The sequence below is a fragment of the Chryseobacterium mucoviscidosis genome (assembly GCF_002177115.1).
GTDB lineage: Bacteria > Bacteroidota > Bacteroidia > Flavobacteriales > Weeksellaceae > Chryseobacterium > Chryseobacterium mucoviscidosis.
This window is the reverse complement of the sequence record NZ_MVAG01000057.1, coordinates 212472-236180: the sequence shown is the minus strand read 5'-3', so window position 1 is coordinate 236180 and position 23709 is coordinate 212472. Positions and strand designations below refer to the sequence as shown.

The following is a 23709-nucleotide window of genomic DNA, read 5'->3' as shown; positions in this document are numbered from 1 at the left end:
TTCGTTTTCGTTTTAATTATAGTAATTTTGCAGTTTCAATTTTTAAAACAAACATTCTATTAAGAAATATGGAATTTTATAAATATCAGGGTACAGGAAACGATTTTGTAATGATAGACAATCGTTCCGGAGAATGGGATGATCTTTCCATTGAGAATATTCAGAAACTTTGCGACCGCCGTTTCGGGATCGGTGCAGACGGACTTATCAAAATAAACACCGCGAAAGGGTATGATTTTGAAGTCGATTATTACAACTCAGACGGCTCTAAAAGTTTTTGCGGAAACGGGGCGAGATGTTCTGTAGCGTTCGCTTTTTTCCTTGATATTTTTGAAGGCAACTGCAAATTTACCGCTATCGATGGGGAACATATTGCCGAAATCCACAATGGAATTGTAAAATTAAAAATGAGCGATGTTGCTACCATTTCCAATGACGGAGAGGATACGGTGATGGATACGGGTTCGCCACATTACGTGAAATATGTGGAAGATATCGTTAACTACAACGTTTTTGCGGAAGGAAACAGCATCAGAAATTCTGAAAATTATAAGGAAAAAGGCATCAATGTGAATTTTATGGAAAAAATTTCGGATGATGAGATTTTCGTAAGAACCTATGAACGAGGCGTTGAGGACGAAACGTACAGTTGCGGAACCGGAGTTACAGCTTCGGCTTTAACCTTTCTGCAAAATAACCATCTAATCTCTGTAAAAGTTAAAACTTTGGGCGGAAATCTGAAAGTATATGCTGAAAAAAACGGAGACACTTTTCAGAACATCTGGCTCGAAGGTCCTGCAAAGCAGGTTTTTAGAGGTAAAATAGACCTTATTTAAAAAAACAAAACTTTTAATCACCATTTAAATGAAGAAAGCAATTCTTATCATCATCCTGCTTGTTTTTGTAGCAGGCGGATTTTTTGGATTTAGATTTTATAGAAAATACTACGGCAACAACATTAAAAAGGATGGATATGTTTTGATTCCTCACCAAGCGAATTTTAAACAAATCCTTGATTCTGCGGCAAAATATGTTGACAATAAAGAAGCTTTTGAAGCCGTTGCGAAAGAAAAGGATCTTGAAAAAAATTTCAAACCGGGACGTTATCATTTTCAGAAAGGTTTAGGGAATGCGAATTTGGTTAATATGATTAAAGCAGGAAATCAGAGTGAGAACAGTTTCAGAATTGGTGATTTTGGGGATGTTTATCAGATGATTGGTAAAGTAACCAAAAAAACAGAACTGGATTCTTTACAATTTGTGAATGATTTCAATTCGATTGCTGCCGAAAAAGGATATAACAATGCGGAAGATTTAAAAAAATATTTCTTTATTGATACGTACAATTTTTTCTGGACGGTAACTCCGAAAGAATTTTTCAAAAAATTTGATGATCAGTATAATGAATTCTGGAACAGCGAAAGAAAGTCTAAAGAAGAGCAATCCGGTTTAACGAGAGATCAGATTTATGCTTTGGCTTCTATTGTGTACAAGGAATCGGGAGGAAAAAAGGACGAACAGAAAACGATTGCAGGATTGTATCTTAACCGTTATAAAAAAGGGATGAAGCTTCAATCTGATCCAACGGTAATTTATGCAATCAATAAGCAAACGAATTTTAAGGAGCAGATTAAAAGGGTTTTTTATAAGCATCTGTCTACTCCATCGCCATACAACACGTATGCTAATAAAGGAATTCCTCCGGGACCTATTTGTATAGTAGATAAAAATTCTGTGGATGCTGTGTTAAATGCAGAAAAGAACGATTATATTTTTATGTGTGCCGATCCTGCGAGATTCGGATACCACAAGTTTACAGCGAGTGCAGAGCAACATGCTATTAATGCTAAAGCTTACCAGGACTGGCTGAATTCTAAAAATATAAAATAATAATCATATTAACTTTTTTTTAACAATTCTATAACTAACATTTGGCTTTTTAATTCGACATATACCTTACAAATAATAAATTAAACTTAGTATTCTGAAATTTAAACAGATTAACAATTTCACAATATTAAGTAAAATCTTTCATGATTTTACACAAAAAATACCTTATGAATCAGACGGAAATCATTAACATTTTTACAAAGAAAACCTTAGGGCTTACTTTTGTACTTTCGGCAGCGGCATTGGCTTTTGCACAGGAGAAGGTCGGTATTTCCGGGTCGGTGGTCAGCAAGAACAACCAGCCCGTTCCTTACGCTTCTGTTACCTTCAGTAACAAGGCAAACAAACAGTTCAGTGATGCTACGCTTACCGACGAAAAAGGTCAGTACAAGCTTGATCTTGCTCCGGGAGCTTACGATATTACTATTGAAGCAATCGATTACCAGAAAAGCGTAGTTAACAAACAAATTACTGCGGCAGGAAACATCGGTGCTTTATCAATCGACCCTGAAAAAAGCGCTACCAATCTGAAAACCGGAGACATTCAGGGAGTTGTGATCACAGCTCAGGCTACGAAGCCTTACAAGGTGGAACTGGATAAAAGAACATATGATCCGTCTCAGGATATTGTAAGTAAAGGTGGAAATCTTCAGGATGTCCTTTCCAACGTTCCTTCGGTTTCTGTAGACACAGACGGAACGGTTTCTATGAGAGGAAGTTCTAACGTAAAATTTTTAATCAACGGAAAACCTTCTGCCCTTCTGGGGATCGATGACGGAGCCAATGCTTTGCAGAGTATTCCGGCAGATCAGATCGAGAAAATTGAAGTAATTACCAACCCTTCATCAAAATTTGAGGCAAGCGGAACAGCAGGTATCTTAAATATTATTCTTAAGAAAAATAAGAAAACAGGCTTCAACGGAAGTGTTACCGGAACTTTAGGATATTTACCACAAACAAATCTTAATACCAATTTAAGCTGGAGAAAGGGAAGATTCACTTGGTTTCTTAATGGCGGCGGCGGTTACAGAGAATCTAAGAATACCCAGAGAAACAATGCTTATCTTTCTAGAGGAGATTTCAGAGAAACGCATAACGAATCGATTTCTAAAAGCAAAAACGATAACTATAACGCAACCGGAGGTTTAGTTGTAGATCTTACCGACAAAACTTCAATCAACGCTTCGGGAACCGTAAGAACTTTTGACGGAACCAATACCGGAAATATCGATTATACCAATTATTCTTTCAGTAACGCAATTACGACAAGAAACAGAACCAGTATTGGAACCAACGACAACCTTGCTTTTCAGGGAGATTTTGGATTAGATCATAAATTTAACGATAAGGGACATAATTTATCCTTATCATTGAGTGTACAGAGCAATCGCTCCAATAATGGAAGTTATATTTACCAGACTCAAAACAGCTTTTTTGATTTAGAAAATAATATTGATCAAAAAACAAAGAATAAAACATTAATCGGTAAAGCAGATTATGAACTTCCGATAGGTGAAAACTCAAAATTAGAAGCTGGTTACAGAATAGATGTTAATAACAACAACTATCAGAACCTTGTAATGCAGAAAACATCTACATTGCCGTTCATGCTTTATCTTGATGACTATACATACAATGCAAAGTATGAAGAAATGTTCAATGCAGGGTATGTTCAGTTCAAAAGCAAAATCGGTAATTTAGGTTATCAGTTAGGTTTGAGAAATGAATATTCTACTATAGATATTGATTATCTGAATATGTCCGGTGATACACAGAAGACAACAAAGAACTACAATAATCTTTTCCCAAGTGTATTTTTGAGTTATGAAATCGCAAAAGACAATCAGTTTTTGTTAAACTATTCTCGCAGAATAGACAGACCGAGATCTTTCTTTTTGATTCCTAACCCAAGCTATAGCGATAATCAGAATATTTTTGACGGAAATATCGATCTGAATCCTTCTTATGTAGATTCTTACGAGTTAGGATACAGCATTTCAAAAAGTAAATTTACCATCAATCCAACATTGTATTTCAGACATCAGACTGATGATGTAAAGATTGTAACATACAACAAACAGGAATTGATTAATAATGTCCCGACTACGGTTTTCCATACCAAGCCTGTAAACGTTGGAAGCGATGACAGATTCGGTTTAGATCTTAACTTCAACTGGGATACTACAAAATGGCTAAAATTCCTTGGAAACGTAGATATTTTCGGATATAACACGAAAGGTGTTTTCTTTGATCCGGCTTTAATAAGCGAACCTCTTTCTTTTGAAGGAAGTGGATTAGCCGTAAGAGCAAGACTTACTTCCACTATTAAAATCGATAAAACATTAAGCTTTCAGCTTCAGGGTTTTTACAGAGGAGGACAAAAAACACAGAGTGTTGACAGAAAAGATATGTATGCTTTGAATTTTGGAGCTTCAAAAACAATCTGGAAAGGAGACGGAACGATTTCATTCAATATTCAGGATATTTTCAATACCAGAGCAATGCAATCTACATCTTACGGACCTGGATTTAGCAGAGATTCTTATATGCAATGGCAGCCAAGACAATTTGCTTTATCCTTGACCTACAGATTCAAGCAAGGAAACGAAAAAGTAGAGCAGCCGAAACGTAAAAAAGACATCAACTCCAATGCAACCGGAGACGATCAGCAAGGACCAATGTAACAAAAAATCCCGAAATTAAATTCGGGATTTTTTTATTTTGCAGCTTCTACTTTTTCCAGTTTCTGAAGTTCAGCTTCGTAAATTCTTTTTCTTAAATCGCTGGAAGAAAACCTGTGATCTCTTTTATTGTAAAAAATCTCAATTCCTTTTTCTTCACAGTATTTTTTACCGGTGAAATCTCTGTCAAGATAATCGTCCCCGATAATTCTCACATCAATTACAAAAGATTTTAAAATATCCAGAAGATCTTCCTCCGTGTAATATGGAATGATCTCATCAACAGCATTTACTGCTTTTAACTGAATATATCTTTCTACGATGGTCTGAGTCGGTTTATTTTTGGTTGGACGATCATGAGAGGGATCAATCTGCAAACCTACGATAAGGTAGTCACATACTGTTTTTGCTTCTTCAAGCATTTTAATATGTCCTGCGTGAAGCAAGTCGAATGACGAAAACGTGATGCCTATTCTTTGTGTTTTCATATAAATGTCTTCTTTTTTGTACAAATTGTTAAGTGTTTCTTGTTTCTAAATATTTTTGCCATTGCCAAACTGTCCGTAATGCTTCTTCCAAAGATGTTTCAGACTTCCAGTTAAGCTCTTTTTGGGCTTTATCTACGTTTGCATAAGCAATGGTAATATCTCCTTCTCTCCTGCTGCAGATCTGGTAAGGAACTTTCACGTCATTTGCTGTTTCGAAAGCTTTTACTACTTCCAGAACCGATGAACCTTTTCCTGTTCCTAAATTAAAAATATCAACAACTGCATGATCAGAATTGTCTGCCATTAATTTTTTCAGTGCTGCAACATGGGCTTTAGCTAAATCTACAATATAAATATAATCACGGACAGCCGTTCCGTCTTCGGTAGGATAATCATTTCCCCAGACATTTAGTTTTTCACGGATTCCTGCCGCAGTTTGCATCACGAAAGGTACTAAATTATTCGGAACTCCAATAGGTAACTCCCCTATTTTTGCTGAAGGATGCGCTCCGATCGGATTGAAATATCTTAATAAAGAAATTTTGCGGTGATATGCTTTTGCAAAATCAATCAGGATCTCCTCTCCCATCTGCTTTGTCTTTCCGTAAACGCTTTCAGGCATTTTTAACGGAGTATTTTCGTGGATCGGCATTTCATCCGCCTGTCCGTAAACCGTGCAGGATGAGCTGAAAATAAAGTTTGAAATTCCTCTTTCTTTAAATTCCTGTAAGATATTGATTAATGAAAACAAATTGTTCTCATAATAATCAACAGGTTTCACCTGACTTTCGCCCACCGCTTTGAATGCCGCAAAGTTGATACATCCGTCAATTTCATGAGCATCAAAAACCTGCGTTAAAAGTTCTTTTCTTTTTAGATCGAAAGGATAAAAAACAGGTTTTTTTCCTGTAATTTCCTCAATATTTTTTAATATAAATCTCTCGGAATGCGATAAATCGTCTACAATAACAACCTCAAAATTGCTATTCAGAAGCTCAACAACTGTATGCGAGCCGATATATCCTAAACCTCCTGTTACGAGTATTGCCATTTAATTATTTTTTAATCTTGATTTTCTCCTATTTGATTAATTTCTAACTGAAGATAATCAATTTTGAATCTATATTTTATTATTAAGAACTGCAGCCCGAACAATATTGAGTAAACAATTGGAGTCATAATATAATCCATATCGTTATTTCCAAAATCTCCCAAAAAGATTTTTTTAGAAATACCAAAAGAGATAATTAAAAAAATCAAAATTAGTGATATCGAAAAAGTTAAAACTGATATTTTATTCTTCTTAACTAATAAAATCAATGATTGAAAAGAAAGTATTTCAATTATGAATATCAATGCTGTATATATATCAAAAAGCAAATTACTTATTATTTTATTGTAAAGACCAAATCCAAATGCAATACAAAAAATAATATTAGTTAAAATAGCGATCCAATAAACAAATTTATATTTAAAAACCTTCTTTTCCATTTATCTCATTTCCCCATAAACTCCAACACCGCATCCGTAATATACTTCAGTTGCTCATCATCCAGTTCCGTATGCATCGGAAGAGAAATTACCTGATCTAAAAGTTTGTCTGTATTTACAAAATCAGCGTCGTTACTTTCCTGAAAATAGGCTTTTTGCTTTCTTAAAGCTACCGGATAATAAATCATTGCGGGAATTTCCTTTTCAGCTAAGAATTTTTGCAAATCATTACGCTTTCCGTTCAGAATTCTTAAAGTATACTGGTGGAAAACATGAGTAGAATATTCCGCTCTTTTTGGTGTTAAAATATGTTCGTGTCCGGCAAAAGCTTCATCATAATAATCTGCTGCTCTTCCTCTTGCTTCGTTATAGTTATCCAGATGCGGAAGTTTTTTTCTCAAAATAGCAGCCTGAACACTGTCCAATCTTGAATTTACTCCAACCTCATCATGATAATATCTTTGGTACATTCCGTGGTTTACAATTCCTCTTAAACGGTGCGCCAGATCATCATTATTCGTGAAAATTGCTCCACCGTCTCCATAACATCCTAAATTTTTAGAAGGAAAGAAAGAAGTCGTTCCCACCGTAGACATGGTTCCCGCTTTTTTTACAGTTCCGTCCGAAAAAGTGAATTCAGAACCGATTGCTTGTGCATTGTCTTCAATTACATATAAATTATGCTCTTCAGCAATTTTTAAAATTTCTTCCATATTCGAGCACTGCCCAAAAATATGTACCGGAATAATCGCTTTTGTTTTCGGAGTAATGGCTTTTTTAATCGCCTCTGTTGAAATGGTGAAAGTATCATAATCCACATCTACCAAAACCGATTTAAGTTTAAGCAAATGAATAACTTCCACCGTTGCCGCAAAAGTAAAATCTGCCGTGATGATCTCATCACCTTCCTTCAGATCAAGACCCATTAAAGCAATCTGAAGTGCATCAGTTCCGTTTGCGCAGGGAATAACATGTTTTACGTCCAGATAGGACTCTAATTCATTCTGGAATGACTTTACTTCAGGACCATTGATAAAAGCCGCTGAATCCATTACATTTAAAACGGCATTATCCACATCATTTTTTATCTTGTAATACTGACTTTGTAAGTCAACCATTTGAATCTTTTTCATAAATAAATATTTCTGTAAAAATAAGGAATTTAAAATCCCTTCAAAAATTTTATTGATTTTGTTTTATCTTTATACAAAATAAATACATGAAAAAAACTTTACTTTTTTGTCTTTTAGCAGGTTACTCTGTCAGTTTTGCACAGACATCGCTTGTTTTTGTATTTTTTAAGGACAAACCGAACAAGGCTGCATTTTATGCAAATCCGTTATCAGAATTATCTCAAAAATCCCTTAACAGACGTGCTTCGTTAGGAATTGCACTCAATGATCAGGATGCTCCTATAGAACCGACTTACATTACCAATATTCAGAATTTAGGGTTCACCGTAACCGATTATTCGAAGTGGCTGAATGGTGTCGCCGTGAATGCAACTCCGGCTCAGATTACCACGCTTCAGGCGCAGAATTATGTACAGTCTGTAGAAAGTTTTGCAAGAAATTCTTCGGGAGGAACAAAATTATGTCATCAGAATAAGTGGGATAATCCAACAGATTCCGCTAATAAAAATTTAACCACTTTTGACTATGGTTCTGGTTCTGCACAGATCGACCAGATCAATCTTCGCCCCCTCCATTTAGCTGGCTACACAGGAAGCGGAGTTACCATTGCAGTAATTGATTCCGGATTTCCTTACGTCAATACAGGTTCTGCCTATTCAAGATTATGGACGAACGGACACATCAAAGGCGGATATGATTTTGTGGCTAAAGGAACAGACATTTACAATACTTCACTCAATAATCACGGTTCTGCTATTTTGGGTGCAATCGGAGGTTACATTCAGGATACTTTTGTAGGTTCCGCACCGGATGCCGATTTTTATCTGTACCGAAGTGAAAATGCTACAATCGAAATTCCTGAAGAAGAACTGTACTGGATTGAAGCTGCAGAAGAAGCCGACCGTAAAGGAGTGGATATGATTACAACTTCTCTGGGCTATGCTACTTTTGATGATCCGAAATACAACTACACTTATGCCAATATGAACGGAACCACTTCCTTTATTGCAAGAGGAGCCGAAATAGCTGTTAACAAAGGAATTTTCACATTATTTGCCGCAGGAAATTCAGGAGCTCAGACTTGGCATTACATTTTAACTCCGGCGGATAATGCAAAAGTCTTTACCATCGGAGCCGTAGATTCTTCAGGAGCTTCTTCCACGTTCTCATCTTTCGGTCCGAATTCTGCGGGTGTTGTAAAACCCGATGCGAGTGCAAGAGGAACCGCTGCAACAAGTGTTATCAATAATAATTCAACCATTTCAGTTAACGGAACATCCATTGCCACTCCCATTGCTGCGGGAGGAGTCGCCTGTCTTATTCAGGCTTTTCCTACCTTGAACAGAGATTTAATGAGGGATAAATTAAGACAGAACGCTTCTCTTTATCCGAATCATACCGATCAGATTGGATTTGGAATTTTAAATTTCGGAGGTCTTTACAATAACGTTTTAAACACTTCGGAACTGGTAAAGAAAAACAATATTGCCATTTTCCCGAATCCTGTTAAAAATATTCTGAATGTGGCTTCGGAAAGTGATGTTTTATCCTTGGAAGTTTATGATAACTTAGGAAGATTCATTACAAAAGCCGATAATCAAAAATCTGTAAAAGTCGAAGATTTTGCAAAAGGTGTTTATTACCTGAAAATCCAGACGAAGGATAAAATTTATTATGAAAAATTCATAAAAGAATAAACTGAATCGCAATCCAATAACTTGAGTTGTTCGGCGTAAATTTTTACATTCTTCTTTTCATTGGTTTTCAATATATTTTTGAATGAAATTTTTTTTACTGACCAAATCCTTAAATTATTTAAAATCTTATGTGACTTAAGTGTTTAAAAACACTGTCGTTTAATCTGCAACACTGTCATTTTGAGCGCAACAAAGTGGAGTCGAAAAATCTCAAATAACTGCATTTTAAGAGATTCTTCATTGCATAATGCTTCGCAAAATTTCATTCAGAATGACAGATTTCCTTTACGGATTTCGTGGTTAAATTTAAAAGGCTGTTATTTAAAAAAATTACGTTCAGATCAATCTTCAGATTCTCTGAGATTGTGATGAAAAAATACGGTTAAAAGCAACAGATTGTTGAAATCATCTGCTGTTTCGATCTTCGGCTTTTGTTTAAAAAAAGAATTTCTGAAGCTGAATGTCATCATTAAGGCATCATCCTGAAAACGGTATAAAGAAACAGTTATATTGATAAAACCCTTTGATCTGTAGAAATATATTTCGGTATATCGATCCTGATAATGAAATATTCTTTGGTTTACGCGATCAATCATTACGACAACATTTCCCTTTTCATCAAAGTATTCAGTTTTCTCCCAAAAAAGACCTGAATATTTAATCCTGTATATTTGATCTTTGATTTTCAGTCTTTCATTAGTTGAGAAAACAAAATTAGCCAGCCTTTCCGCAACGATATTCCCTGCTTCATCTAAAAGCTGACAAGAAGATAAAATTTGCTTTATCGTGAATAATTTCATCCTTTAAAAATATCATTTTCCTGATGAAAAACAATTTTTACTTTACAAATAAATCTTTGCAGGTATACTGAAGCTTTTTGTTATTGATGCTTACTCTTCCGTTATATTCGTAGAGAGAAACCGAGTCGAAATGCACTGCAATTTTATGAATCTCAATTTCAAGATCCACATCATGGTTGTTCGAAAATCTTAAGATCTGTTTTTTCTGGTTGCCCAATGAATCTGTAATCTTTTTATTCTCGCTTAATTTTACGGTATCTTCATAGACTCTGTAATCTTTTTTCCATCCCTGAAATTCATCAAGCCCGATGTAGAACAATGAATCATTGATCCTTTTTACAGAAAACAGATCATACATACAGTGCATCGTAAGATCGCTCAGGTTTTCTTTGTTATTAAAACTGCTGTTTAAATAATCCCATTCGTCCTTTTTCACCTCATGATCTTTTTTACAGGAAACCAGAGCCAGAAATAGAAAAATGTAAAATATTTTATTCATAAAAAACAAGTTGAGTACTTTAATTATTAAGCAAATTCATGATTAAAGTAAAAAAATGCTGTTGAACTAATATTCATAGACATCAATTAAATCAATCTTTTCGGGTATTTTTAAAGATTCCCGTTTTCTTTTGAAATCATTCTTCTTTAAATTTTTTAAGACATAATTTTCCTCAGTATTTAAAATCCAGTAATCTGTACTCTCTTTATCCGGAATCTCAAGAGTATCCATACTATCGTGTACATTCATCCTTTTCATTCCGTGTCTTTCTGCAATAATGAATTCCTGATAAATATTCACTTTAATAACTTTTGCAGGAATGATCGCTGTTTCCGAATCCCATCCGTCATCCGGAGCTATAAATATTTCTTGCGCCGAATTTCTGTAAAGCGTATAATTTCCTGTTAAGTCCTTTGTAAAATCCTGTACTCCCGGACCAAAAGCGAAAGGCAGTCCCAATGGAATTTTATTACTTCTTAAAAGTCCAATTATTAGCAGAAAGAGAATAATTCCAATAAAAAACACAGTTACTTTCAGATATTTTCTCATGCAAAAACAGTATTTAAACTTTAAAAAATTTTCTTTCTGAATACAAAAACAATCACTCCCGAAAATAGCAGATACGCGATTGCTACACAAAAACTAATCAGTTCGGTTCTTCGTATGGGTTTGGTCTGAAACTTAATTTCCTTAATTGCTTTCTTTTGTACATGATCGATTACAGGCGGTGTATACAACGCCAGTCTTTCTTCAAGAACAGGCTTATTAAAACCGTACTCTTTTGCCATTTTATAAGTTTCTGCAGCTTCTTCTTTTTCCTGCATCAGATAAGAAATATTTCCGAGATCAAATAAAAGCTGTGCTACGATTTTATCCTTCGGTTTTACAAAAGAAATCCTCTCATTAAGTTGGTAATACAATTGCTTTCTTAAAACAAAAAGTTCCCCATTACCTCTTTCCGATTCAGGAAATTTTCCATTTCCGAAATCCATGCCGATTAAAAATCTGGAATTGATCAATTTTCCGCCTTTCATTTTGGCTTTCAGAATATTGATGTGAATCCATTCGGAGCCGTAGTGAGAATTGGGGTTTATTTTTACTGCTTTTTCGATCCAGCGCAACGCTTCGGCATTATTACCGAAAAGTTCATAAGCTGTACCGATATTGGAAGCGGTAGAATATCGGTTGGGTTCCGCTTTTTCAATCTTTTTGTAAAGTTCAATGGCTTCCTTATATTTTCCCTGAATAATCAGGATCAGTCCTTTATCTGAAAGATAATTCAGTTTTCCTGTTTCCCTGTAACCCTTTTCCAGCGATAACAGTATTTTATTCAGTTCTTCGGTATTGGTAAAAGAATGACCATAAGGAACATATCCTTCATAATCTTCATAAAGAATGGTTCCGTCTTCGAGATGCAGTGTTTCTCCGTTCAGGCATCCGAATGCAGGAACAGAAAATAAAACACCGAACAGTACACTAAAAAAATATTTCCTCATATACAATTTCTATGGTTACAGGTTTTAAAAAGTTTTTATCTGCAAAAGATACAAAACCTGCCGCATAAAATTAATTTTAATAATCAAATAAGTCACATTATTTTAACCAAATATAAAAGATCACACGAGAAGAAAATCAAAGATTTTTAAAACTAATGTGTTCTGATCTAAAGCTTAGAAATTATAATAAAATCTTATGTGACTGATGTGTTTAAAAACACTGTCATTTAATCTGCAACACTGTCATTTTGAGCGCAACGAAGTGGAGTCGAAAAATCTAAAAATAACTGCATTTTAATAGATTCTTCATTGCATATTGCTTCGCAAAATTCCATTCAGAATGACAGGGAAATTTAATCGCAAAAGGCACAAAAGATAATGAGAAAGCTGATTTTTAGAATTATAAAAGTCCTCAAAAGCATAAAAATCAAAGATTTTTTTTAAACTGTTGTGTTCTTTTATTCTTACGCTTGTTGACTTTAATAAAGCATCAAAATCTTTTGTGGCTTTTGTGATTAAAAAAAACCTTCTTAAGCCGCAACACTGTCATTTTGAGCGCAACGAAGTGGAGCCGAAAAATCTAAAAATAGATTTATTTAAAGAGATTCTTCATTGCATAATGCTTCGCAAAATTTCATTCAGAATGACAGGGAAATTTAGTAACAAAAGATAATTAAAGCCCAGTTTCAGAATAATTAAAGTCCTCAAAAGCACAAAAATCAAAGATTTTTTTAAACTGTTGTGCTCTTTTATTCTTACGCTTGTTAACTTTAATAAAGCATCAAAATCTTTTGTGGCTTTTGTGGTTAAAAAAGTACGTGCAGCAATCAACAAATCGTTGATTTTACGGCTGGTTTCCGGAAGTTCCGGTTTTTCCTTCGCTGTTCGTCTTTTGCAGGGAAGAATTTTTGGCGGCCTTTACCAGTTCATTCGTGTCGCTGTACAGAAGTTCCCAGCCGGAAACGCCCTTCATCACAGTTAATAAACTGATGTAGGTTTTCAGGTTTTTCTCAAGGTCTTTGCGGATCGCACTTGCGCTTGTCATTTGTCGGAGGTCTGCATTGGCTTCAGCCTGATCGGCAAATAAGGTCTCAAAATCCTCATGCTTGGTTTTCATTTCTGTGAATGCAGCATTGATGGAAAGCAGTCCGATTTTCTGAATATTTTCAGGAGTTTCGAGTTCTTCGATGAGCTTTTTCATCTGTGCGGTCTGCGAAGAATAGCTTAAACGGTCGAGAGCCAGTCCGTACTTCTTCAATACATTGTACAAATCTTCGGCAGCCTGATAATTGGGTGCAGAAGAAAGTTTGCGGTATCCGTTGAGAAAAGCTTTCAGATTGGTGTAAGCGACATCCCTTTCATGATCTGCCGTTGCCACATCCTTCCCTTTTCCGCTGTAGCTCTGCTTTGCATAGACTTTATCGTATTCTATGTACGAATTCTGTAAAGCCAAAGTAAGAGGATGATTATCAACTATTGTATATTTCCCTGACTGTGCATTTGAGAGAATACGTTGAGATAAAGTAGCGAGATCTTTAGTACTCAGTTTTGTGAGTGCAATTTTCATTTTGTTTGCGTTTTTTTTGATTAATAATTTAAAAAACCAAATATAAAAAAACTTCTTTGATTACAAACAACTCTGTTTTAAACCTCCGGAGTTCTCCGAAACTTACAAACACTATTGTTTTAAACGACAGAAGTCCTCCGGAGGTTTCCCGCAACTTGCAGGAGAATTCCGGAGATGTACGGAATTCATAAACAACATTGTTTTTAATCTCCGGAGTTCTCCGGAAGTTTCCTGCAGATTGTTGGAGAGGTTTTGCGGTTGGAGAAGATTAATAAGATTTTACGAACTATAAATTTCCGTAGAAATACGGAAAGGATTATAATCATCGTTTTTTTATATTTGAAATATAATATTTATAACTATAAATCAAATAATTATGGATTACGATTATATTATTGTACAAAGTGTTTTAACAAATGAAAGAGGCAAACATGGACCGGTTCATATAAAACCGCTTCCAAATCAAGATCCTTATTTAGAAACGATGTTTGTGCAATGTTCCAAAGTTCTGTCAACTGATTTTCCAGTTGGAACAAAATTTAGAATAAAAGCAAAGATCATAGTTCCAACAAACGGAAATCGACCTTTTGCATCTAGCCATTATACCTGGCCTTTTGAGGTAATTACAGATTAATGATATTAGTTAATAATGTAACTTTTAAAAATGAAGTTTAAAATAAATGAAGAAGTATTAGAAATAGCTTCTGGGAAAAAATGCATTGTTGTGGCAACAAAAGAAGAGCCATATACGCATACGTATAATCAAAAAGAAATGTATCCCCCAAATAATTTCGATTACATTGTTTTAATAAAAATAGACACAAATCAATATAAAGGGGAAATGTATGTATATGAGCATCAATTGATAAAAATAATTAATTAACCTAAAAAATAAGTATGAAAAAAAATTATCTATTCATTTTGCTTTTATTTGTTTTTAATATTACTCTTGCTCAAAACATTTTAATCTTTGGAGGAAAAAATCATGATGTTTTTCTGGGGTGTTTAGATTGTGACAAATATAATGATAACTCTATATGGAATAAATATGGTAATAATGGTTCTAAATATAGTTCCAATTCTATTTGGAATAAGTATGGAAACTACGGAGGCAAATATAGTAGCGACTCACCCTTTAATAAATATGCTTCTAATCCTCCTGTTCTAGTTGACAGAGATGGTAATTTCTATGGATATTTTACTGCAGATGTCTATTTTTCAAAAAGAACCAATAACAAATTAGCTCTATTTATTATTGATTATTGGGAAAGTATTCTTGAAGATGTTGGAGAAGCTTATAACAAAATATTTAATTAATATGTATTACCTAAATATTTGAAAGCTTATAATTTGTAATAACAAATAACAATATCCTTTTAAATAATCACATGTTATGAATAATAAAATTCTCTCATTTATTTTTATTTTGTCTCTAAATTGTTTGCCTGCCCAAAAAAAAATAAACAATTCAGCCTATCATAAACAGAGTGCTGATAAAATGTATCAATTATTTCCAACTAAAAACTTTTGGACATTTATAAAATTAAATACAAGAAATGGTAAAATGTGGCAAGTTCATTTTGCAGTAAAAGAGGGAGATAATCGTGTTATTTTAAATTTAAATTCTATATCTCTTGTTGCAGAAGAAAAAGAGGTAAATGGAAGATTTACTCTTTATCCTACAGAAAATACTTATAACTTTTTATTGCTTGATCAAATTGAAGGAACTGCTTATCAAGTTCAATGGTCAATGGAAGAAAACAATAGAGGAATTCTTCCGATTCAATAACTTAATTTCAATCCCATTGAGTTAATAATTTAATAAAGTATAAACCTAAATTATGGAAAACCGTATTTTTCATTAAATGATACTATTTATTTTTGAAAAAACAAAAATATTATGATATTACAATTTAAAACATCAAATGCAATTAATTTTAAAAATGAAATCATTAAGCTAGTCGAAGCTGGTAAACTTTCAACTTGGGATATATCGACTATTAATGGAGTAAAATATTTAAAACATTTGGGACAATGGGGTGAAAAAGGTGTAGCAAAACTAACATCAAATAATAACAATGATTATTTATCTTTAGAAATTTTTAAATTTAGTTCTTATAAAGGAGAAATTACGGATTTTGAAGGTTATTATTTAGGAAGATTTTGTGAGTTAATTTTTATAAACTTTCCTGAAAAATTTACAAGTATTGAAAAAAAAATAATTTAAAAAAATGAAATTTCAAGTACATGATTTAGGATATTTAAATGGTGGAGAAATAGTTGAGATAACTCTATTAGGAAACGCTGCGAACGTCAAACTAATGGATAATTTAAATTTTTCAAACTATAAATTAGGAAGAAATCATAAATATTATGGAGGCTACATAACTCATTCACCTTACAGAGTTTTAGTTCCGAATTCAGGGAGGTGGTATATAACTGTAGATTTAGGAGGCTATTCAGGAACAGTACGTTCTTCCATTAGAATTATACATTAATAGTAATAAATAAAAAATTTACTTACGTCGATTCATTGTCTGAAGATTAACATACAAAAAAACCTGCCTCACCGCAGGTTTTTTCATATCCATTCCCTACGCTCAAATTTTCTATCTTTGAAAAGCAATTCTTAGAAAAAACGATAGCCTTCATGAACAAAAGAATACAAAAAATTGAGAATCATGTTCAGGATAGAAATTCTGTGGCATGGAAGAAAATTTGTGATTATATCGATCGGGTTGCCGAAGACGGAAGGGAAGAATTTTCGCCTGCGGAAGAACTTGGCTATGATCTTTTTTCCCAGATTCATACGCTTCCGGAAACGATTTCAAAGCTTAAAAAGGTCAAAAAAGTCCGGCTGTACGGAAGTAAACTCAAACGCATTCCACCTGAAATCGGACAGATGGAAGCACTGGAATATTTTGATGTGTACACTTCCTACGATTTGCATTGGTTCCCTTATGAGATCATCCACTGCAAAAATTTAAAAGACAGCAGAATGAGCACAAGAGCCGTCTACGGCAATTATAAAAACAGAATGGGCTTTCCTGATTTAAGCCAAAATTCTGTCCGTTACTCAGGCGAAACCGTACAGTGCAGCGTGTGCCGCAAAACAATGAGCTATGAACAGACCAATCAGCTCTGGATTTCCCTTTGGGTAGGAACCGATGTGATGCCTTTACTGGTGAATGTCTGCTCAGAAGAATGCAGAAATGCACTCCCACAACCGCCAGAAAATTATATTCAGCACGCCCATAAAGGAAGTTCCGCCTTACAACAACCCTTCCGATGAAAATGAACGTTTTCAGCAACAATTGAAAGCATATAAATTGAAGAAAATACGATTGAAACTTTGCAGGAAAAGGAAGTCCCGACGAACGAAATAAATACAGATGAACCGCCAAAACTGATCAGATTCATCAGAAAAATATGGGAGCAATAAGCGTTAACACTTATGACATTTAATTTATACTGCTGTCATTTTGAGCGCAACGAAGTGGAGTCGAAAAATCTAAAATCACAACGTTTTTAATAGATTCTTCATTGCATATTGCTTCGCAAAATTCCGTTCTAAATGACAGTTTTACTGCTTTAAAATATAACACATTAGTCACATAAGTTTAGTTAAATATTTAGAAGATCACATAAGAAGAAAATCAAAGATTTTCATAGACTAATGTGTTCTGTATAAAGCTTAAAATTATTTTAAATCTTATGTGACTGATGTGTTTAAAAACTCTTCAACCTGCAAGGCTGTCATTTTGAGCGCAACGAAGTGGAGTCGAAAAATCTCATATTAAAAGATTCTTCATTCCATAATGCTTCGCAAAATTTCATTTTGAATGACAGAGGGATTTTACTGTTTGAAGATATAACACATAAGTCACATAAGTTGTTATTTTAAATATTTAAAAGATCACATAAGAAGAAAATCAAAGATTTTCATAAACTAATGTGTTATGATATAACGCTTAAATTGTTTTAAAAGCTTATGTGACTGATGTGTTTAAAAGCTCTTTCATTTAATCTGCAACACTGTCATTTTGAGCGCAACGAAGTGGAGCCGAAAAACCTCAATATTAAGAGATTCTTCATTGCATAATGCTTCGCAAAATTCCATTCTAAATGACAGTTTACTATTTTAAATTATAACACTTAAGTCACGTAAGTTTAGTTTAATGAAATATTTAAAAGATCACATAAGAAGAAAATTAAAGATTTTCATAGACTAATGTGTTCTGATCTAAAGCGTAGAAATTATTATAAAATCTTATGTGACTTAAGTGTTTAAAAACTCTTCAACCTGCAAAGCTGTCATTTTGAGCGCAACAAAGTGGAGCCGAAAAATCTAAAAATAGATTTATTTAAAGAGATTCTTCATTGCATAATGCTTCGCAAAATTTCATTCAGAATGACAGGAATAGTTTTGAAATGTAATAATGAAAGTATTGTATTAAATAAAAAATTTAAAAAGATCTTTCATTCATCACCCTTCTCAACTTTTCATTACATTTGTTTCCTCAATTCAATAAATAACCACGAAATTGCTTTCTTATTTTATGCAAAAAATTGTCATTCTGTTGTTTTTCGTTTTATCGGCATCTGTTTTCGGTCAGGATTATTTAAATAAAACCGAAAAATATGACGTGGAACTGTTTAATTATTTAGACAGTTTGACGGTGGAGAAAAAAGTTCCTCTGGAAGAGTATCTGAAGTTTTCAAAGCCTTTTTCGAAATGGGATATCCGACCTTTGCATCATGAGAGAATCTACGCGCTTGATTCGGTACGCACATCAAGTGAAATCTCCAATTTCTTCTGGGGTGGTTTTTCTCAGAGGTATGAACTAACGGAAAAGGAAGCGGCAGACAAACCGAATCAGTTTTTAAAACAAGGCATGATTAACGAGGACAGGCATATTCAGTTTCTGAAGGATCATTTTTCGGAGTTTAAAACACTGGCTGCACTGGTGGGGAAAAGCAGAAATTTAATTTATGTAAACCAGAGTTCTCTGCAAAGGGTAGATGGTATTTTTAAAGAAAACAATGGATACTGGTCTTATGTGATTCCGCAAAAATCGCCTTTCCCGATCTCGGCAAAAATAAAAGCGGAAGGGAATTACCGTTTCAGCTCGTTACAGCAACAGATCCTTGAACAGATGAAGAAGGTAAATATTTATTCGATTGTAAAAACAGACTTGGGAATGTTCTTTCTTCTGGATGGATTTTCAGATAATTCTTACGGCTATTATTTTTCCCCGTCGGGAATGCTGGAAAACAACAATCACTTGTTTGAGATCATGAGTTCCCGGAATATCAGCGACGGATTTTACTATTATATTGCGAATTAGGGAGGATTCTACAATTGAGAGATAAAAGATACGGTTTTCGACTTTGGATATGTGATCTGTAATGGCGAAGATGATAACGGAAACACTGTTGATTTTGACAAGGAATATAATAAGATATTATCGAAAGTTTTAAAAAACAAAGATTACTCTAGATAAAAAAACTGCCTAATGAAAGGCTTCTTTTATATTATGTTATCATAAAGCACGAAATATTACGTTTGGCATATTGAAAAACTCTTCATTATCCCTCCTCATAATTGAAGCAGAAAATGCACATCAGATTGTTTCTTTAAAATAATCCACTATTTTCTGAATAACAGGAGGTTGAAACCAGAAAATATCTCCATGTCCCGCATCTTTTACCATAACAAGTTTAGCATCGTTATTTTTTGCTTTCAATTGCTCGAACAACTGGATACTCTGTACAGGAGAAACAAGCTGATCTTTGGTTCCGTGCATGATCATAAAAGGAGGATGTCCGGATTTAATATGTCCTACAGGACTTGCAAATTTTGCTTTATCCAGATCCCCGAATATAGTGTTGCCCGGAGAATTGTAAAATGCAGGACCATGAAGCAAAAGAGCCTCCGTAGAAGCCGGTGAACGGTGAAATGCCTTTAGTTTTTCTTCATATCCTTCTCCAATATTAGTAAGATCGCTTATGCCAAACATAGATACAACAGAAGCCACATCGCTATTCTCATCAAGGTACTCTCCTTCTTCGAAAAAAGTTTCGCCCATTGTGGTTCCAAGCATCTGAACGAGATAGCCTCCCGCAGAATCGCCGAGAAGCCCTATCCGTAATGGATCAATTCCAAAATTTTCAGCATGTGCCTTTAGATATCGTATCGCTGCTTTACCATCAACCACAGGCGCAGGAAAAGTATCGGGAATGGTTCTGTATTCTGCTCCTGCAACTACAAAACCTGCCTGAGCTAATGCGTGTCTGATTTCATAAAACTTATTATAATCTGCTGATGTAAAACCACCTCCGGGAAAATAGAGAATAGCCGGTTTCGGTTCGTCGTTTCGCGGAACAAGCACCGTCATCTGCAACGATTTTACAGAACGCTGAGAAATAATCTGGCGGTAAACGATTCCGGTAATCATATCAATCTGTCCGTTACTGATCTCGACACAGATTTCTTCTTTATCCTGGCTGCTCATCTTTAAGTTTTTTAGAGTTAAAAAGAATTAACAGATGTCCTGTAATATTCAAATTCTTATATCAGGAGTTACTCTTGTACACTTAAAAAAGTGCCAAACTTAAAATGATATTGATTTAATGATAATTCTGGTACTGTTACCCGATGTAATTTAAAAAGGAATGTTTTGGTTCTTAGTAACTCCAACAACATAAACTAACCTGAGTTCGGGATAAGAAATAAATTTAGATAATTGATTTATAGAATTATATTAATTTATCGCAAAGAAAAACAAAAGATTTTTCTACTTATTGAAAGTTTGCAAGCTAAACAAAGGCACTTCGTTTATGTAAAAAAGACAAAAATGGTATTACTTTGATAAGTTTTACGCCTTTGTATATCTTAAAAGCTGAATTCCTGATAATTGAATCTCTTTGTTTGCCCTTGCGGTTAAGAAGACTTATCCCGAACTCAGGTTAAACTATTAAAAACAGACCATTAAAATCCTTTACTTTAGCTCAGAATTTTGTTCAGAAGCTTTACATTTTAGTTCAGAATGAAACTTTTTGAAAGTCTCTGAATAAAAAAACCGGTTTTGAAGCCGGTTTGTTGTGAAACTTTGTCAAAGTTCTTAAACTTTGACAAAGTTGATTTCATTTCTAAATTAAAAAAGATTTTCATCTACAAAATTAGGAAGCGTTACTTTCAGATTCGGTTCCATTTCCATGGCTCTTTTGATGGCGAAAACAGCACCTTCATTTCTTGCCCAGCTTCGTCTTGAGATTCCGTTGTTCACGTCCCAGAACAGCATGGATTTTAATCTTCTGTCGGCATCATCGCTTCCGTCCAGCAGCATTCCGAAGCCACCGTTAATCACTTCTCCCCATCCTACTCCGCCTCCGTTGTGGATCGAAACCCAGGTTGCCCCACGGAAACTGTCGCCAATCACGTTGTGGATCGCCATATCTGCCGTAAATCTGGAACCGTCATAAATATTGGATGTCTCTCTGTACGGCGAATCTGTTCCGGAAACATCATGATGATCTCTTCCCAAAACTACGGGTCCGATTTCTCCGTTTTTAATGGCTTTGTTGAAGGCTTCTGCAATTTTCATTCTTCCTTCTGCATCGGCATATAAAATTCTCGCCTGCGAACCGACCACCAGATTATTTTCCTGTGCTCCTTTGATCCACTGAATATTGTCTTTCATCTGCTGCTGGATTTCTTCAGGGGAATTCTGCTGAATTTCTTCTAAAACCGCACATGCAATATCATCCGTTTTCTGTAGATCTTCCGGTTTTCCGCTCGTACAAACCCAACGGAATGGCCCGAAACCGTAATCAAAACACATCGGTCCCATAATATCCTGCACATAAGAAGGGAATTTAAATTCTCTTCCCAATGTAGGATTTTCCGCCATTACATCGGCTCCGGCTCTGGAAGATTCCAGCAAGAAGGCATTTCCATAATCGAAGAAATAGGTTCCTTTTGCCGTATGTTTATTGATGGCTTCTGCGTGTCTTCTTAAACTTTCCTGAACTTTATCTTTGAACAGTTCCGGATCTTCCGCCATCATTTTATTGGATTCTTCAAAGCTCTGTCCCGCAGGATAATATCCTCCCGCCCAAGGATTGTGAAGCGAAGTCTGGTCTGAACCGATGTCGATTCTTAAATTCTCCTGATCGAATTTTTCCCAGACCTCAACAATATTTCCCAAGTACGCCAGAGAAACAGATTCTTTATTTTCCTGTGCCTGTCGAACTCTTGCAACTAATTCGTCAAGATTTTCATGAATTTCGTTCACCCACTTCTGCTCATGGCGGATTTTGGTAATCTTTGGATTGACTTCGGCACAAACGGTAACACAGCCTGCAATATTTCCTGCTTTCGGCTGCGCGCCGGACATTCCGCCTAATCCTGAAGTCACGAACAGTCCGCCTTTCGGATCTTTATTGATTTTTCTGAACGCGTTCAGTACCGTAATGGTTGTTCCGTGAACAATTCCCTGCGGACCGATGTACATATAGCTTCCCGCCGTCATTTGTCCGTACTGTGTAACGCCCAAAGCATTGAATTTCTCCCAATCGTCCGGTTTGGAATAGTTAGGAATCATCATTCCGTTGGTTACCACTACTCTCGGCGCATCTTTATGGGAAGGAAACAATCCCATCGGATGCCCGGAATACATGACCAAAGTCTGTTCATCCGTCATTTCAGAGAGGTATTTCATCGTTAAAAGATACTGCGCCCAATTGGAAAATACTCCCCCGTTTCCACCATACGTAATCAGTTCATGAGGATGCTGCGCTACGGCATAATCCAGATTGTTCTGAATCATCAGCATGATGGCTTTTGCCTGCTCCGATTTTCCGGGATATTCAGAAATCGGTCTCGCCTTCATCTCATAATCCGGACGGAAACGGTACATATAAATTCTTCCGTATTTTTCCAGTTCTTCCCTGAATTCCGGCAGTAATTCGGCATGAAATTCTGGCTCGAAATAACGCAAAGCATTCTTCAGTGCCAATTTTTTCTCTTCCTCTCCTAAAATTTCTTTACGCTTCGGCGCATGATTGATGTTGGTTTCGTAAGGTTTCGGCTGTGGCAAACGGTTGGGTATGCCCTGCTGTATCTGTTGTTGGAATGTCATGTATTTGTTGATCGTTGTTAGTTTAGCAGATTTATTTTTGTGGTTTTAAAGATATTCAAATTAGAAAATCCCTGCAACTAATGTGATAAAATTTGAAACAGTATGAAAGATTCCCCTCCTCTGGAGGGATGGCGAAAATTCGGAAGAATTTTTGACGGGGTGGTTTTAATAATCACCGAGTGATGTTTTTGTTTATAATTTTTCCACCCCGTCTTCTCCCTTTGGTCGAATCCACCCCTCCGAAGGAGGGGAATTTTGTGATGGATATTTTATTTGTATTTATAATGTTCAACAATGAAATATTCTAAATCTTTCATCACAACAGACAAATTATGTCGTACATCAAAATCTGTTATCCTGAATATTTTCAGACCTAAAGATTCCAGATATTTCTGCCTTACCTCATCATCAACTTCTTTTCCTTCGTGGCTCCAGCCATCAATTTCTATAACTAACCCCAGCGTTTTCACATAAAAATCAACAATGTAATTGCCGATGATTCTCTGTCTGTCAAAATCAATTCTATGAAATATTCTTGCGCGAACCTGTTTCCAGAAAATGACTTCACTCAAAATTCCGGCTTTACGTTTTCCTTGCAACAGAGGTTTTAATTTTGGATTGTAGGGCAGATTTTCCACAAAATTCCTTCGAACAGGAACTCCATTGATGATGGTAAGGATTTCTTTCATTATTTGTTGTTTTTATTGTTTTGTGTTCTTCGATTAAACCACCCCGTCAAAAATTTTCATCAATTTTTGCCACCCCTCCAGAGGAGGGGAATTTCCATTATGGATATTTCGAAGGTTTAAGATTTTCAAAAATAA

Annotated in this window: 24 protein-coding genes; 12 read left to right on the top strand and 12 right to left on the bottom strand. The window is 35.1% G+C overall.

What is annotated here, in order from left to right:
- Positions 1-68 precede the first annotated feature (68 nt).
- The 3 genes from dapF to B0E34_RS02175 all read left to right on the top strand — a co-directional run bounded on the left by dapF (position 69) and on the right by B0E34_RS02175 (position 4574).
- Positions 69-836: a diaminopimelate epimerase gene (gene dapF / locus B0E34_RS02185; protein ID WP_087706375.1), complete on the top strand. Its 768-nt coding sequence runs from the start codon at positions 69-71 to the stop codon at positions 834-836.
- A gap of 28 nt (positions 837-864) precedes the next feature.
- Positions 865-1890 carry an endolytic transglycosylase MltG gene (gene mltG / locus B0E34_RS02180; protein WP_087706373.1) on the top strand — a complete coding sequence of 342 codons (1026 nt, stop codon included), beginning with the start codon at positions 865-867 and terminating at the stop codon, positions 1888-1890.
- Between the two features lie 167 nt (positions 1891-2057).
- Complete coding sequence (locus B0E34_RS02175; RefSeq protein WP_087706483.1) at positions 2058-4574, top strand: TonB-dependent receptor; 2517 nt, start codon at positions 2058-2060, stop codon at positions 4572-4574.
- Positions 4575-4606: 32 nt separating this feature from the next.
- Here the strand turns inward: B0E34_RS02175 and B0E34_RS02170 are convergent, their stop codons facing one another.
- Genes B0E34_RS02170 through B0E34_RS02155 form a run of 4 tightly spaced genes read right to left on the bottom strand, consistent with a single transcriptional unit; the run spans position 4607 to position 7683 of the window.
- The gene (locus tag B0E34_RS02170; RefSeq protein WP_087706371.1) at positions 4607-5059 is read right to left on the bottom strand and encodes an adenylyltransferase/cytidyltransferase family protein; all 453 of its coding nucleotides are present in this window, start codon (positions 5057-5059) and stop codon (positions 4607-4609) included.
- Between the two features lie 28 nt (positions 5060-5087).
- The gene (gene galE, locus B0E34_RS02165; protein WP_087706370.1) at positions 5088-6110 is read right to left on the bottom strand and encodes a UDP-glucose 4-epimerase GalE; all 1023 of its coding nucleotides are present in this window, start codon (positions 6108-6110) and stop codon (positions 5088-5090) included.
- Positions 6111-6121: 11 nt separating this feature from the next.
- Positions 6122-6550, bottom strand: coding sequence for a hypothetical protein (locus B0E34_RS02160; protein WP_087706368.1), 429 nt, complete (start codon positions 6548-6550; stop codon positions 6122-6124).
- Between the two features lie 5 nt (positions 6551-6555).
- Complete coding sequence (locus B0E34_RS02155; RefSeq protein ID WP_087706366.1) at positions 6556-7683, bottom strand: DegT/DnrJ/EryC1/StrS family aminotransferase; 1128 nt, start codon at positions 7681-7683, stop codon at positions 6556-6558.
- A gap of 86 nt (positions 7684-7769) precedes the next feature.
- On the opposite strand from B0E34_RS02155, the gene B0E34_RS02150 reads away from it, so the two are divergent.
- On the top strand, positions 7770-9380 hold the full coding sequence (locus B0E34_RS02150; RefSeq protein ID WP_087706364.1) for a S8 family peptidase: 1611 nt from the start codon (positions 7770-7772) through the stop codon (positions 9378-9380).
- Between the two features lie 341 nt (positions 9381-9721).
- On the opposite strand, the gene B0E34_RS02145 is transcribed toward B0E34_RS02150, so the two are convergent.
- From B0E34_RS02145 to B0E34_RS02125, 5 genes are all read right to left on the bottom strand, one after another.
- Positions 9722-10180 (bottom strand): hypothetical protein, encoded by a 459-nt coding sequence (locus tag B0E34_RS02145; RefSeq protein ID WP_087706362.1) that lies wholly within the window; start codon positions 10178-10180, stop codon positions 9722-9724.
- Positions 10181-10217: 37 nt separating this feature from the next.
- Positions 10218-10679: a hypothetical protein gene (locus B0E34_RS02140; protein WP_087706360.1), complete on the bottom strand. Its 462-nt coding sequence runs from the start codon at positions 10677-10679 to the stop codon at positions 10218-10220.
- A 66-nt stretch (positions 10680-10745) separates the two neighbouring features.
- Entirely contained in the window at positions 10746-11228 is a 483-nt protein-coding gene (locus B0E34_RS02135; protein WP_087706358.1) for a DUF3997 domain-containing protein, read from the bottom strand.
- Between the two features lie 20 nt (positions 11229-11248).
- The gene (locus tag B0E34_RS02130; RefSeq protein WP_087706356.1) at positions 11249-12175 is read right to left on the bottom strand and encodes a tetratricopeptide repeat protein; all 927 of its coding nucleotides are present in this window, start codon (positions 12173-12175) and stop codon (positions 11249-11251) included.
- Positions 12176-13019: 844 nt separating this feature from the next.
- Positions 13020-13742 carry a DUF6261 family protein gene (locus B0E34_RS02125; RefSeq protein ID WP_087706354.1) on the bottom strand — a complete coding sequence of 241 codons (723 nt, stop codon included), beginning with the start codon at positions 13740-13742 and terminating at the stop codon, positions 13020-13022.
- Between the two features lie 376 nt (positions 13743-14118).
- Here B0E34_RS02125 and B0E34_RS02120 point away from each other — a divergent pair, with 376 nt between their 5' ends.
- The 8 genes from B0E34_RS02120 (at position 14119) to B0E34_RS02085 (ending at position 19090) form a co-directional block, all read left to right on the top strand.
- Positions 14119-14376 carry a hypothetical protein gene (locus B0E34_RS02120; protein ID WP_087706352.1) on the top strand — a complete coding sequence of 86 codons (258 nt, stop codon included), beginning with the start codon at positions 14119-14121 and terminating at the stop codon, positions 14374-14376.
- A 30-nt stretch (positions 14377-14406) separates the two neighbouring features.
- Positions 14407-14625, top strand: coding sequence for a hypothetical protein (locus tag B0E34_RS02115; protein ID WP_087706350.1), 219 nt, complete (start codon positions 14407-14409; stop codon positions 14623-14625).
- A gap of 14 nt (positions 14626-14639) precedes the next feature.
- Positions 14640-15059 carry a hypothetical protein gene (locus tag B0E34_RS02110; protein ID WP_087706348.1) on the top strand — a complete coding sequence of 140 codons (420 nt, stop codon included), beginning with the start codon at positions 14640-14642 and terminating at the stop codon, positions 15057-15059.
- A 76-nt stretch (positions 15060-15135) separates the two neighbouring features.
- Positions 15136-15531, top strand: coding sequence for a hypothetical protein (locus B0E34_RS02105; RefSeq protein ID WP_087706346.1), 396 nt, complete (start codon positions 15136-15138; stop codon positions 15529-15531).
- 111 nt (positions 15532-15642) lie between these two features.
- Positions 15643-15969: a hypothetical protein gene (locus B0E34_RS02100; protein WP_087706344.1), complete on the top strand. Its 327-nt coding sequence runs from the start codon at positions 15643-15645 to the stop codon at positions 15967-15969.
- Positions 15970-15973: 4 nt separating this feature from the next.
- The gene (locus B0E34_RS02095) at positions 15974-16240 is read left to right on the top strand and encodes a DUF1883 domain-containing protein (protein WP_087706342.1); all 267 of its coding nucleotides are present in this window, start codon (positions 15974-15976) and stop codon (positions 16238-16240) included.
- A gap of 152 nt (positions 16241-16392) precedes the next feature.
- A complete protein-coding gene (locus B0E34_RS02090; RefSeq protein WP_087706341.1) occupies positions 16393-17034 on the top strand; it encodes a hypothetical protein in 642 nt (213 codons plus the stop codon).
- A 1267-nt stretch (positions 17035-18301) separates the two neighbouring features.
- A complete protein-coding gene (locus B0E34_RS02085) occupies positions 18302-19090 on the top strand; it encodes a hypothetical protein (RefSeq protein WP_087706339.1) in 789 nt (262 codons plus the stop codon).
- Positions 19091-19366: 276 nt separating this feature from the next.
- Here B0E34_RS02085 and B0E34_RS02080 read toward each other — a convergent pair whose 3' ends face one another.
- The 3 genes from B0E34_RS02080 to B0E34_RS02070 form a co-directional block, all read right to left on the bottom strand.
- Positions 19367-20257, bottom strand: a complete 891-nt coding sequence (locus B0E34_RS02080) for an alpha/beta hydrolase (protein ID WP_087706337.1) — start codon at positions 20255-20257, stop codon at positions 19367-19369.
- A 642-nt stretch (positions 20258-20899) separates the two neighbouring features.
- Entirely contained in the window at positions 20900-22885 is a 1986-nt protein-coding gene (hutU, locus tag B0E34_RS02075; protein WP_087706335.1) for a urocanate hydratase, read from the bottom strand.
- A gap of 269 nt (positions 22886-23154) precedes the next feature.
- On the bottom strand, positions 23155-23574 hold the full coding sequence (locus B0E34_RS02070) for an endonuclease domain-containing protein (RefSeq protein WP_087706333.1): 420 nt from the start codon (positions 23572-23574) through the stop codon (positions 23155-23157).
- Positions 23575-23709 lie beyond the last annotated feature (135 nt).

What these genes read in the sequence shown, in the direction of transcription:
- galE (WP_087706370.1), bottom strand. Translation starts at nt 6,110, where the DNA reads ATGGCAATACTCGTAACAGGAGGTTTAGGATATATCGGCTCGCATACA.
- B0E34_RS02120 (WP_087706352.1), top strand. Translation starts at nt 14,119, where the DNA reads ATGGATTACGATTATATTATTGTACAAAGTGTTTTAACAAATGAAAGA.
- B0E34_RS02155 (WP_087706366.1), bottom strand. Translation starts at nt 7,683, where the DNA reads ATGAAAAAGATTCAAATGGTTGACTTACAAAGTCAGTATTACAAGATA.
- B0E34_RS02175 (WP_087706483.1), top strand. Translation starts at nt 2,058, where the DNA reads ATGAATCAGACGGAAATCATTAACATTTTTACAAAGAAAACCTTAGGG.
- dapF (WP_087706375.1), top strand. Translation starts at nt 69, where the DNA reads ATGGAATTTTATAAATATCAGGGTACAGGAAACGATTTTGTAATGATA.
- B0E34_RS02145 (WP_087706362.1), bottom strand. Translation starts at nt 10,180, where the DNA reads ATGAAATTATTCACGATAAAGCAAATTTTATCTTCTTGTCAGCTTTTA.
- B0E34_RS02125 (WP_087706354.1), bottom strand. Translation starts at nt 13,742, where the DNA reads ATGAAAATTGCACTCACAAAACTGAGTACTAAAGATCTCGCTACTTTA.
- B0E34_RS02080 (WP_087706337.1), bottom strand. Translation starts at nt 20,257, where the DNA reads ATGAGCAGCCAGGATAAAGAAGAAATCTGTGTCGAGATCAGTAACGGA.
- B0E34_RS02100 (WP_087706344.1), top strand. Translation starts at nt 15,643, where the DNA reads ATGATATTACAATTTAAAACATCAAATGCAATTAATTTTAAAAATGAA.
- mltG (WP_087706373.1), top strand. Translation starts at nt 865, where the DNA reads ATGAAGAAAGCAATTCTTATCATCATCCTGCTTGTTTTTGTAGCAGGC.
- B0E34_RS02135 (WP_087706358.1), bottom strand. Translation starts at nt 11,228, where the DNA reads ATGAGAAAATATCTGAAAGTAACTGTGTTTTTTATTGGAATTATTCTC.
- B0E34_RS02140 (WP_087706360.1), bottom strand. Translation starts at nt 10,679, where the DNA reads ATGAATAAAATATTTTACATTTTTCTATTTCTGGCTCTGGTTTCCTGT.
- B0E34_RS02160 (WP_087706368.1), bottom strand. Translation starts at nt 6,550, where the DNA reads ATGGAAAAGAAGGTTTTTAAATATAAATTTGTTTATTGGATCGCTATT.
- B0E34_RS02130 (WP_087706356.1), bottom strand. Translation starts at nt 12,175, where the DNA reads ATGAGGAAATATTTTTTTAGTGTACTGTTCGGTGTTTTATTTTCTGTT.
- B0E34_RS02105 (WP_087706346.1), top strand. Translation starts at nt 15,136, where the DNA reads ATGAATAATAAAATTCTCTCATTTATTTTTATTTTGTCTCTAAATTGT.
- B0E34_RS02170 (WP_087706371.1), bottom strand. Translation starts at nt 5,059, where the DNA reads ATGAAAACACAAAGAATAGGCATCACGTTTTCGTCATTCGACTTGCTT.
- hutU (WP_087706335.1), bottom strand. Translation starts at nt 22,885, where the DNA reads ATGACATTCCAACAACAGATACAGCAGGGCATACCCAACCGTTTGCCA.
- B0E34_RS02090 (WP_087706341.1), top strand. Translation starts at nt 16,393, where the DNA reads ATGAACAAAAGAATACAAAAAATTGAGAATCATGTTCAGGATAGAAAT.
- B0E34_RS02110 (WP_087706348.1), top strand. Translation starts at nt 14,640, where the DNA reads ATGAAAAAAAATTATCTATTCATTTTGCTTTTATTTGTTTTTAATATT.
- B0E34_RS02085 (WP_087706339.1), top strand. Translation starts at nt 18,302, where the DNA reads ATGCAAAAAATTGTCATTCTGTTGTTTTTCGTTTTATCGGCATCTGTT.
- B0E34_RS02095 (WP_087706342.1), top strand. Translation starts at nt 15,974, where the DNA reads ATGAAATTTCAAGTACATGATTTAGGATATTTAAATGGTGGAGAAATA.
- B0E34_RS02070 (WP_087706333.1), bottom strand. Translation starts at nt 23,574, where the DNA reads ATGAAAGAAATCCTTACCATCATCAATGGAGTTCCTGTTCGAAGGAAT.
- B0E34_RS02150 (WP_087706364.1), top strand. Translation starts at nt 7,770, where the DNA reads ATGAAAAAAACTTTACTTTTTTGTCTTTTAGCAGGTTACTCTGTCAGT.
- B0E34_RS02115 (WP_087706350.1), top strand. Translation starts at nt 14,407, where the DNA reads ATGAAGTTTAAAATAAATGAAGAAGTATTAGAAATAGCTTCTGGGAAA.